Origin of the sequence: Streptomyces sp. NPDC059037, from assembly GCF_042740015.1 — a bacterium.
Classification (GTDB): Bacteria; Actinomycetota; Actinomycetes; order Streptomycetales; family Streptomycetaceae; genus Streptomyces.
This window is the reverse complement of sequence record NZ_JBHYIG010000036.1, coordinates 32,764-43,665: the sequence shown is the minus strand read 5'-3', so window position 1 is coordinate 43,665 and position 10,902 is coordinate 32,764. Positions and strand designations below refer to the sequence as shown.

The 10,902-nt window shown below is 69.9% G+C and carries 8 protein-coding genes and 1 pseudogene; 5 read left to right on the top strand and 4 right to left on the bottom strand.

The window, feature by feature from the left end:
* Positions 1-162 precede the first annotated feature (162 nt).
* On the bottom strand, positions 163-1,542 hold the full coding sequence (locus tag ACFWY6_RS10960) for an aspartate aminotransferase family protein (protein WP_384687881.1): 1,380 nt from the start codon (positions 1,540-1,542) through the stop codon (positions 163-165).
* Complete coding sequence (locus ACFWY6_RS10955; protein WP_384687880.1) at positions 1,527-2,039, bottom strand: Lrp/AsnC family transcriptional regulator; 513 nt, start codon at positions 2,037-2,039, stop codon at positions 1,527-1,529. Before ACFWY6_RS10955 ends, ACFWY6_RS10960 begins: the two co-directional genes overlap by 16 nt.
* Before the next feature lie 157 nt (positions 2,040-2,196).
* On the opposite strand from ACFWY6_RS10955, the gene ACFWY6_RS10950 reads away from it, so the two are divergent.
* The 5 genes from ACFWY6_RS10950 to ACFWY6_RS10930 all read left to right on the top strand — a co-directional run bounded on the left by ACFWY6_RS10950 (position 2,197) and on the right by ACFWY6_RS10930 (position 9,390).
* A complete protein-coding gene (locus ACFWY6_RS10950; RefSeq protein WP_360773280.1) occupies positions 2,197-3,636 on the top strand; it encodes a gamma-aminobutyraldehyde dehydrogenase in 1,440 nt (479 codons plus the stop codon).
* 179 nt (positions 3,637-3,815) lie between these two features.
* On the top strand, positions 3,816-6,434 hold the full coding sequence (locus ACFWY6_RS10945; RefSeq protein WP_384687879.1) for an MXAN_6230/SCO0854 family RING domain-containing protein: 2,619 nt from the start codon (positions 3,816-3,818) through the stop codon (positions 6,432-6,434).
* A 131-nt stretch (positions 6,435-6,565) separates the two neighbouring features.
* Positions 6,566-7,729, top strand: coding sequence for a spermidine/putrescine ABC transporter substrate-binding protein (locus ACFWY6_RS10940; protein WP_384687878.1), 1,164 nt, complete (start codon positions 6,566-6,568; stop codon positions 7,727-7,729).
* Between the two features lie 168 nt (positions 7,730-7,897).
* Positions 7,898-8,713, top strand: coding sequence for a hypothetical protein (locus ACFWY6_RS10935; protein WP_384687877.1), 816 nt, complete (start codon positions 7,898-7,900; stop codon positions 8,711-8,713).
* Positions 8,710-9,390 (top strand): class F sortase, encoded by a 681-nt coding sequence (locus tag ACFWY6_RS10930; RefSeq protein WP_384687876.1) that lies wholly within the window; start codon positions 8,710-8,712, stop codon positions 9,388-9,390. Before ACFWY6_RS10935 ends, ACFWY6_RS10930 begins: the two co-directional genes overlap by 4 nt.
* Before the next feature lie 39 nt (positions 9,391-9,429).
* On the opposite strand, the gene ACFWY6_RS10925 is transcribed toward ACFWY6_RS10930, so the two are convergent.
* On the bottom strand, positions 9,430-9,900 hold the full coding sequence (locus tag ACFWY6_RS10925) for a hypothetical protein (protein ID WP_384687875.1): 471 nt from the start codon (positions 9,898-9,900) through the stop codon (positions 9,430-9,432).
* 65 nt (positions 9,901-9,965) lie between these two features.
* Positions 9,966-10,823 (bottom strand): annotated as a pseudogene (locus ACFWY6_RS10920) (serine hydrolase domain-containing protein); the annotation flags it as partial.
* Positions 10,824-10,902: the final 79 nt, after the last annotated feature.

Below are 10,902 nucleotides of genomic sequence, written 5' to 3'. Positions count from 1 at the left end.
TTGTTTGTCCCCCCCCGCGTGGGGCGCTCGGGGGGGGGGGGCGCCTGTGCGGGCGGCGCTGTCCCCCCCCCGGCGGGCGAGCTCTCCCCCCGGGGGCGGGGGGGCCCCTTCTCAAACCCCCCGGGCCCCCCCCCGGGGCCGGTGTTGATCCGTCTGTACGGACTACAGCTTCGTCCAGGCCTCCGTGAGGACCTGCCGCAGGATGCCCTCGATCTCGTCGAAGGTGTCCTGGTTGGAGATCAGCGGCGGGGCCAGCTGGACGACCGGGTCGCCACGGTCGTCGGCGCGGCAGTACAGGCCGTTGTCGTAGAGCGCCTTGGAGAGGAAGCCGTAGAGCACGCGCTCCGTCTCCTCGTCGTTGAACGTCTCCTTGGTGGCCTTGTCCTTCACCAGCTCGATGCCGTAGAAGAAGCCGTTGCCGCGGACGTCGCCGACGATCGGCAGGTCGTGCAGCTTCTGCAGGGTCTGGTGGAACGCGCCCTCGTTGTCGAGCACGTGCTGGTTCAGGCCCTCCTTCTCGAAGATGTCGAGGTTGGCGAGGCCGACCGCGGCCGAGACCGGGTGGCCGCCGAAGGTGTAGCCGTGCAGGAAGGTGTTGTCACCCTTGTAGAACGGCTCGGCGATCTTGTCCGAGATGATGCAGGCGCCGATCGGGGAGTAGCCCGAGGTCATGCCCTTGGCGCAGGTGATCATGTCCGGGACGTAGCCGAACTTGTCACAGGCGAACATCGTGCCGAGACGGCCGAAGGCGCAGATGACCTCGTCGGAGACGAGCAGCACGTCGTACTTGTCGCAGATCTCGCGCACGCGCTGGAAGTAGCCGGGCGGCGGCGGGAAGCAGCCACCGGCGTTCTGCACGGGCTCGAGGAACACGGCCGCGACGGTCTCGGGGCCCTCGAAGAGGATCTCCTGCTCGATCTGGTCGGCGGCCCAGCGGCCGAAGGCCTCCGGGTCGTCGCCGTGGATCGGGGCGCGATAGATGTTCGTGTTCGGCACCTTGTGCGCGCCCGGGACGAGCGGCTCGAAGGGGGCCTTGAGCGCGGGCAGACCGGTGATGGACAGGGCGCCCTGCGGGGTGCCGTGGTAGGCGACCGCGCGGGAGATGACCTTGTACTTCGTGTGGTTGCCGGTGAGCTTGTGGTACTGCTTCGCGAGCTTCCACGCGGTCTCGACGGCTTCGCCGCCACCGGTGGTGAAGAAGACCTTGTTCAGGTCGCCCGGAGCGTAGTCCGCGAGGCGCTCGGCGAGCTCGACGGCCTTCGGGTGGGCGTAGCTCCACACCGGGAAGAAGGCCAGCTCCTGAGCCTGCTTGTACGCGGTCTCGGCGAGCTCGTGACGACCGTGTCCCGCGTTGACGACGAACAGGCCGGAGAGACCGTCGAGGTACTTCTTGCCCTTGTCGTCGAAGATGTAGGTGCCCTCGCCACGCACGATGGTGGGAACGGGCGCGTTCTCGTACGACGACATGCGGGTGAAGTGCATCCACAGGTGGTCGTACGCGGTCTGGCTGAGGTCCTTGCTCACGGCTATCGGGTTCCCCACATATAGGTCTGCTTCTTGAGCTTCAGGTAGACGAAGCTCTCGGTGGAGCGCACGCCGGGGAGGGCGCGGATGCGCTTGTTGATCACTTCGAGAAGGTGGTCGTCGTCCTCGCAGACGACCTCCACCATCAGGTCGAAGGAGCCCGCGGTCATCACCACGTACTCACACTCGGCCATGGCCGTAAGGGCCTCAGCGACGGAATCCAGATCGCCCTCGACATTGATGCCGACCATCGCCTGCCGTCGGAACCCCACGGTGAGCGGGTCCGTGACGGCGACGATCTGCATCACGCCCTGGTCGAGCAGCTTCTGGACGCGCTGCCGTACGGCTGCCTCGGACAGGCCCACGGCCTTGCCGATGGCGGCGTACGGACGGCGTCCGTCCTCCTGAAGCTGTTCGATGATCGCCAGGGAGACGGCGTCGATGGACGAAGAACCGTTCCCGTGTCGGGAACTGCTGGAATCTGCGCTGCGACTGGCCACGACCCCATGGTGCACGGGACTCGACAGTTCCGCAAGGCCAGATCGATGAAATTCGTTGTTTGGAGCTTCGAACGTCACGGATTTCGCAGTTCTGGGCCTGCAGGTATGTTGAAAGCGTCTGTAGAACGACTAGGGTGGGTGTCTCATCCACTGGACATCAGGAGGGCAGGACGTGACCACCGAGCTGCGCCGTCTGCGTAACTACATCAACGGCGAATTCCGGGACGCCGCCGACGGCCGGACCACCGAGGTGGTCAACCCCGCCACCGGCGAGTCCTACGCCACCGCGCCGCTGTCGGGACAGAGCGACGTCGACGCCGCCATGGAGGCGGCCGCGGCCGCGTTCCCCGCCTGGCGTGACCTGACGCCCGCCGAGCGCCAGAAGGCCCTGCTGAAGATCGCCGACGCGTTCGAGGAGCGCGCCGAGGAGCTCATCGCGGCCGAGGTCGAGAACACGGGCAAGCCGATCGGACTCACGCGGTCCGAGGAGATCCCGCCCATGGTCGACCAGATCCGCTTCTTCGCGGGTGCGGCCCGGATGCTCGAAGGCCGCGCGGCCGGCGAGTACATGGAGGGTCTGACCTCCATCATCCGCCGCGAGCCGATCGGCGTCTGCGCGCAGGTCGCGCCGTGGAACTACCCGATGATGATGGGTGTCTGGAAGTTCGCCCCGGCGCTCGCCGCGGGCAACACCGTCGTCCTCAAGCCCTCCGACACGACCCCCGCGTCGACCGTCCTGATGGCCGAGATCATCGGCTCGATCGTCCCCAAGGGCGTCTTCAACGTCGTCTGCGGCGACCGTGACACGGGCCGCGCGATGGTCGAGCACCACACCCCGGCCATGGCCTCCATCACCGGCTCCGTGCGCGCCGGCATGCAGGTCGCCGAGTCCGCCTCCAAGGACCTCAAGCGGGTCCACCTGGAGCTGGGCGGCAAGGCGCCGGTGGTCGTCTTCGAGGACGCCGACATCGCCAAGGCCGTCGAGGACATCTCGGTGGCGGGCTTCTTCAACGCCGGCCAGGACTGTACGGCCGCCACACGCGTGCTCGTCCACGAGTCCATCCACGACGAGTTCGTGACGGCGCTCGCCAAGGCCGCCGCCGACACGAAGACCGGCCAGCCGGACGACGAGGACGTGCTCTTCGGCCCGCTCAACAACGCCAACCAGCTGAAGCAGGTCTCCGGCTTCATCGACCGCCTCCCGGCGCACGCCAAGGTCGAGGCGGGCGGCCAGCGGGTCGGCGAGAAGGGCTACTTCTACGCCCCGACCGTCGTCTCGGGCCTCAAGCAGGACGACGAGATCATCCAGAACGAGGTCTTCGGCCCGGTCATCACCGTCCAGTCCTTCACGGACGAGGCGCAGGCCGTGTCGTACGCGAACGGCGTGGACTACGCCCTGGCCTCCTCGGTCTGGACGCAGAACCACGCGCGCGCCATGCGCATGTCCAAGGTCCTCGACTTCGGCTGCGTCTGGATCAACACGCACATCCCGCTGGTCGCGGAGATGCCGCACGGCGGCTTCAAGAAGTCCGGCTACGGCAAGGACCTTTCGGCGTACGGCTTCGACGACTACACGCGCATCAAGCACGTGATGACGTCGATCGAGGGCTAGTCGCGTCTGCCGGGTTGCTCGTCGCCCTAATTGAGATGCCCGGCCCCGCCGCCCCCGCGTACCGTCACGTACGCGGGGGCGGCTCCGTTGTGTGCTTCCTTCTTTTCCTCTTCTGCAAAAAGATCCGTAGCGCACGCACTCCCCGCCCCCGCGTTTCTGTACTACGGGGGTGTGACCTGATGACGGCGACAACGACCGACGATCTCGCGGGGCTTCTGCTGCGTCGTCGGCAGAGTGTGTACGTTCCCGAAGGCGTCGGGCGGACCGCCGTGACCGACACCGCCGTGGTCGTCCTCGAAGCCGAACTCGCCGACCGCGGGCACCTGTTGACCGCCCCGCTGCGCCGAGCGCTGACCGCGCTGTCCGCCGGGGACCTCGCGGCGACCGGGCGGGGGCTGCTCGCCGACGTCGACGCGCTGATGGGCTCCGACCGTCACCACGCCCCGCTGTTCCGGCGGTTTCCCGACGAGATCCCGTACCAGCACGCGTACGACCGCTTCACCGCGACCGTCCTCGCGCATCTCGCCGCCCAGCCGCACCAGCCCTGCATGAACTGCGCGGGCACCAAGGCCCGGGTGCGTGCACTCGCGCCCTGCGCGCATCTGCTGTGCGACGACTGCCACCCGAAGATGGTGGACTGGGGCTGCTGCGAGGAGTGCTGCGTCTGGTACGGCTGCCCGATCTGCGAGCAGCGCTACGAGACGGACGGGCCCACCGATCCCTGGATCGACACAGGGGCGGGCCTTGGCGGTGACGGCGGCGAGATCCTGCGCGCGCTGCGCCTCGCCGCGCCGAGCGACGCAGCCGCTGAACTCGCCGCGCTGCTCGCCCGCCGTACGCCCCTCGACCCCCAGGACCACGACGACCTGGTCCTGCTCCTCGGGCACCTGGATCCGGCCGACGCCGCCGACTGGCTCCCGGCCGCCATTCCGCTGCGCGAGAGCAAGGCGCTCGCCCTCGCGCCGCTGCTCGATGTGACCGACGTGCGTGCGCTCGTCGGGCGGTACGCCGACACCGCCACCGATGTGCTGCGCGTACTCGTCGTACGTTCCGGGGGCGACCCCGATCTGCTCGAACTGCCGTGCCTGCGTGGTCTTTCGCGGCCCGTGCGCCGCGAACTCCTCGCCCTGCTCGACACGTTCGACTTCCGGCGCCTCGCCGAGGACATGGCCCGCCACCCGCGCGCGTGGAAGCGGGCCGGTGAAATCCTGCACCCCTTCGAGCACGCCCACCGGCACGCGCGCGTGGCGCTCGCCTTCGCGGTCCTGCGCGGGACCCGCATCGGCGACGGCGCGCTCGGCGAGACGCTGCTCGCCGAGGCCGCCCGGCACGAGGACGTCCGCCTCGAAGGCGACCGGCTGCGCGTCGTCACCTGGCAGGGGCGCGTCGAGGAGGCCATCGGCCGCTGGGACACCGTGGCCGCCGCCGGACTCCTTCGTGAGCGCCCGGGTGAACTCCTGCGCCGCCTCGACCTGTTGCTTGCCCGGTCGGGCTCGGCGACGCTCCCGGACGCGGTGGGCGAGGCGCTCGCCGACGCCCTGCCGCGCACGGCTCCCGGGCCGCTGCTCGGCGCGTACGGGCGGATGAAGGTCCGTTCCGTGCCGGGGCACCGCCGCGTCTTCTTCCCGCGCGGGCGGGTCACCAAGGCGTACGCGGTCGAGGACCACCGGCCGCCGCTGCCTGCCCGGGTGGCGGGCCGGGCCGGTGAGCTGATCGAGGCGGAGGCCGTGCGGCGGCTGGCGGCGCGCGAGGGGGAGCGGTACGACGTGGCCGTCCTGGACGCCTCGCTCACCGACCTGCCGGTGCCGTTCGCCGAGCGGGCATCGGCGGCCTCGCTGGTCGCGGTGCCGCGCGGCAGCTCGCTGCCCATGCCGAAGGACAGCGAGACCGTGCGGCTCTTCCTGCACTGGCTGCAGCCCAAGGGGCTGCGCGTCGACCTCGACCTGTCCGTCGCGCTCTACGACGACCTGTGGCGCTTCGTCGGTCTCTGTGACTACACGCAGCTGGAGTACGCGGGCGGCGCCGCCCGGCACTCCGGGGACCTGACCTCGGCGCCGGCCCCGCACGGCGCCACCGAGTACCTGGACCTGGACCTGCCGCGGTTGGCGGGCACGGGGGTGCGGTTCGTGGTGCCCGCGGTCCTCTCGTACAACGACGTGCCCTTCGACGAACTCCCGGACGCCTTCGCGGGGTTCATGGCGGTGGAGGGCGCCGGGGGTGTCGGGGCCAAGGGACGGGCCGTCTACGACCCGCGCACCGTCCGCCAGCGCTTCGACCTCGCGGGCGACGCGACGCTGCGGGTGCCGATGATCGTCGACCTGCGGACGCGGCACGCGTGGTGGGCCGACGTCACCCTCGCCACCACCGGCGGCAACCACGACGTGTGGCGGTACAAGCGGCAGCTCGCGCACATCGGCAACGACCTGCTCGATACGTTCCAGCCGCGGGGCCGGGCCACCCTGTGGGACCTGGCCTGCTGGACGGCGGCGGCGCGCACCGAAGGCGACGTGTACGTTCGCGGCCGCGGTCACGTCCTGTGGGGCTACCGCCGTGCCGAGGACGAGCCGCGCGCCGACTTCGCGCTGCGCATCCGCGACGGCTGGGAGCCGGACGCGCTGTGTGCCGAGCCGGAGCTGACCGGCCGCCGTGCCCTTCTCGCGCTTCTGCACGGCGAGTTGGCGGGCGCGGAGGACGCCGCGTCCGGCACGGCGTATCGCCTCTACCCGGGGCCGGTCGACGCCGCGCCGCTGGAGCGGATCACGGCGGGGGACCTGGCCGGGTGGCTGGAGCCCGCCTGATCGGTGGCTGGAGCACGCCCGGTGATCGACAGGGTGTCGCTTCCCGACCGCTCGGGTCGACGCAGCGTCCATTGCTTGGACGAGGCACGCAGGCGCATGCTGCCGAGGTGCGAGCGAACCCGATACCCTCCGTGTCCCGCCGGTCCCTGCTGCGCGCCCTTGGCGGTGGTGCCGCGATCGGTGCGCTCGCGGGGTGCGGTGTGCCGGCCGCGTACATCGGCCCCGGTGAGCGCGGAGCGCCCGACCGGTCGCGGCAGGACATGAAGCTCACCTTCGCCAACTGGCCGCTCTACATCGACACCGACGACGATGACGCGGCGAAGCGGCCCACGCTCGACGCCTTCGAGAAGCGGACCGGCATCGACGTCCGCTACACGGAAGAGATCAACGACAACGACGAGTTCTTCGGCAAGATCAGCCCGTCCCTGATGAACCACCAGGAGACGGGCCGCGATCTCATCGTCATCAGCGACTGGATGTGCGCCCGTTTCGTGCGCCTGGGATGGGTCCAGGCGATGGACCGGAGCAGGCAGCCGAACGTCACCAAGTACCTTGACCCGCTGCTGCGTTCACCCGGCTTCGACCCGGGACGCAAGCACACGGTGCCCTGGCAGTCCGGCATCACCGGCATCGCGTACAACAAGCGCAAGGTCGGCCGTGAGATCAAGCATGTCTCCGACCTGTGGGCCGACGACCTCAAGGGCAAGGTCACGCTGCTCTCCGGGCTCGACGAGTCGTTCGCGCTCCTGATGCAGGGCGACGGCGTCGACATCACGAAGTGGAAGGCCGACGACTTCCACCGCGTGTGCGACAGGGTGGAGAAGCTGGTGGCGGCGAAGCACATCCGCCGGTTCACCGGCAACGACTACATCAAGGACCTCTCCAGCGGCGACGTCCTGGCCTGCCAGGCCTACAGCGGCGACGTGATCCAGCTCCAGGCGGACGACCCGGACATCGAGTTCGTCGTCCCCGAGGAGGGCGCCGAGCTGTGGGCGGAGTCCCTGATGATCCCCAACCTGGCGAGCCACAAGCGGAACGCGGAGCGGCTCGTCGACTACTACTACGAGCCTGAAGTCGCCGCCGAGCTGGCTGCCTGGGTCAACTACGTCTGCCCGGTCCCCGCCGCGCGTGACGTCCTCGCCTCGTCCAAGGACAAGGAAGTCGCCGCCCTCGCCGAGGACCCGCTGATCTTCCCGGACGACGCGATGCGGGGGCGGCTCGCGATCGCGCGGGACATCACGTCGCAGGAGCGGACGGAGTTCGCGAAGCGGTGGAACGCCATCGCCGGTCTTTAGCTCCCATTGAACACCCGAGCGCCTCGTTCCGTTTCATGGGTAACTGCCTCGCAGTCAAGGGGGAGTTGATGCCCACGTGGCGTTCGGTGGCTCGCTCGGGCATCGCCAGGAATTCCGTACGACATGCGGCCTTCCCTTCCTTTCGGGGGCCGCGGAAATGGAACGAACGTGATGCCCAAGCGGACCGGTCTTCTCGCGGCGCTCGCCGCTCTGCCCGTCGCCCTCCTCACCGTGGCCGTCTCGTCCCCGGTGTTCGCGGCGGACACCCCGGCCTACCAGCTCGACCTGGAGCAGCTGAACGGCTCCGGCTCCAAGGGAACGGCCCTCCTGAGCCTGCGCGGCAATGAGCTGACCGTGTGGATCAAGTCCGAGGGCATGGTGCCCGGCCAGCCCTCGGCACAGCACCTGCACGGATCCACCGACGGGCACGACTTCCAGTGCCCGGACGACGGCGACGACACCAACGGCGACGGCATCCTCGACAACACGGAGGCCACCGTCCACTACGGCGACATCAACATCTCGCTGACCCTCTCCGGGGGCACCGACGCCGGCAGCGGCCTCGCCGTGGACCGGATGCCGGTGGCCGACGCGCAGGGCAAGGTCCGCTACAAGCGGACCATCACCGTCGGGCAGGACGTGGTGGACCACATCAAGGACCTGCACATCGTGCAGCACGGCGTCGACCGCAACGACAACGGCAAGTACGACTTCGAGGGCGCGGGCAAGAGCGAACTGGACCCGAAGCTTCCGCAGGAGGCCACCGCTCCGACCAACTGCGGTGTGGTCGAGGGCGCGGCCGTCGGATCCGTACCCGTCGGCGGGGTCGAGACCGGGGGCGGCGCGGAGGGAGGCGTGTCCCAGGGTGCCGTGATCGGCACTGCGGGCGCGGCGGCGGTGACGGCCGCAGGGGTGCTCGTTCTCGCGTGGCGGCGGATGACGGCCGTTGCCCCGGCGGTCGTGAAGACCGGGGATGCCGCGTGAGGCGCCCGGTCCGCAGGGCGTGGGCCAGTGTCCGGCATGCCTCCGCCGCCGCGGTCGCTGCCGTCGCGGCGGCCCTGCTGCTCACCGCATGCGCGGGCCAGGACACGGCTGCCTCGCAGGCGCCGCCGCCGGCCCGGAACGCGGAGCGGGGCGGCACGGCGGACAGCCGGACACCGGCGACGGGGTCGGGCTCGGAGTCGGGCGGCCGGGCGGCCGCGGCCCTGGACCGGTCGGTGCCACAGAGGGTCGCCATCCCCTCCCTGGGCGTGTCCAGCGAGCTGGAGACGCTGGGGCAGAACGGGAAAGGGGCGATGACGACGCCGAAGAACCCCGACCTGGCGGGCTGGTACGAACCGGGCCCCACCCCCGGCTCCCGGGGCCCGGCGGTGATCGCCGGACACGTGACGTGGAACGGTGCGGACGCGGTCTTCAAGAAGCTGAAGACGATGAGAGCCGGAGACACCGTCGAGGTGACACGCCAGGACGGGAAGACGGCCACCTTCACGGTGGACCGTGTCGAGGAGTACCCGAAGAAGGAATTCCCCACCCTGGACGTGTACAAGAACATCGACCACGCGGGGCTCCGCCTGATCACCTGCGGCGGTGAATTCGACGCGGACCGGAACTACTACCCGAACAATGTCACGGTGTTCGCGAGCATGACGGATGTCGCCTAGGGCCTGGGAAGGTGTTCTCGCGGTGCGGTCCTCCTTGCCTCAGCGGCGTCGGCGCAGGGCCTTGCGGGCGTCCTCGGCCGCGTACGTGATGTTCAGCCGCCAGGTCACCGCCTTGTCCTTCACTCTTGACGCGAACGTGCGCCACTTGAACCACAGCGGCAGCTTCCGGAACGGCACGTAGTCGAGGGTGTCGTCGACCGCGGTCTCGGCGAGGCCGCGGTGGCCCTCCGCGCGTAGCGCGGCGTACAGCTGCGGGGTGAGTTCGCCGTTGACCCGGGCCGCGGTGCCGGCCGCGGTGTACGCGAATCCGCGCTGACCGCGGTCCGGCAACCGCATCGCCTTGAGGATGCGGGGCGAGGCCTCCTCCAGTGGGCAGTTGAAGGCCAGTCCGATGGCTGCCGTACCGAGACCGCTCTCGCCGCGTTCGTACGCCGCGTCCCACTCGGCGGGGTCGTCGATGCCCAGCAGGCCTTCGCCGGATTCCCAGTCCCACTCGGACGCCATCACCATGGCCGGTCTTCCTCCGTTCGCCGCGGACCTCCTCGACCATCTTGCCGGTCTTGGCGGCCCGCGGCTCAGCTCAGTGCGGCCCTCGCGATCCGCTCGGCGACCGGGTTCATGCCCTGGCCCTTGGAGTCGGTCGCCGTCACCGAGTAGACCAGGGTGCGGGAGCCGTCCTCGGTCGAGGCGATCATGTTCGCGTAGCCGTAGCGGGCGCCGGTCTTGAGCCAGACGACCCGGTCGCCGAGCTCCATCCGCTGGAGCCCCGCGCCGTAGTTGGCTTCGGGGGCGCCCGGAGCCAGCTCGGGCAGTGTGAGCATCTCCTTCAACTGAGGCTGCGGCACGACCTTTCCGCTGAACAGCGCCTGCGTGAAGACCTCCAGGTCGGCGGTGGAGGAGATCATGTCGCCGGCGGCGAATCGGTCCGACTGGTTCCACTCGGTGACGTCGACGAGCCGGGTCGTGCCGTCCGGCTGCTTCATGGCCTGGTAGCCGCGGTTGTGCGGGCCGCGGATGCGGAGGTCGGCGCCAGGGAAGGAGGTGTCGCGCAGGTGGAGCGGCTCGAAGATCCGGCGGGCGGCCTGATGGGCGTACGTGTCTCCGGTGACCTTCTCGATCAGCAGGCCGAGCACGGTGTAACCGATGTTGCGGTAGTGCTGCTCGGCACCGGGGTCGTGCTCGGGGCCCTTGGCGATGGCCGAGGCGACGACGGTCCGTGGCTCCAACGTGTCGTAGCGGTGGGCGAATTCGTCGTCGAAGCCGTCGCCCGGCTTGAGGCCGCTGGTGTAGTTGAGCAGGCTGCGTACGGGGATGGGCTCGAACTTCTCCTTCGGGAACAGGCCCGGCATGTAGTGCTGCACCGGCTTGTCGAGGTCGAGCTCGCCCTCGGCGGCCAGCTGCAGCGCGACGGCCGCGGTCACGATCTTGGTCGTGGGGCCGGCGCGGGAGCGGCCGGGGGGGGGGGGCCCCCCCGCCCGGTGCAGGTCGAGGACCCCCGAACATAACACCCCC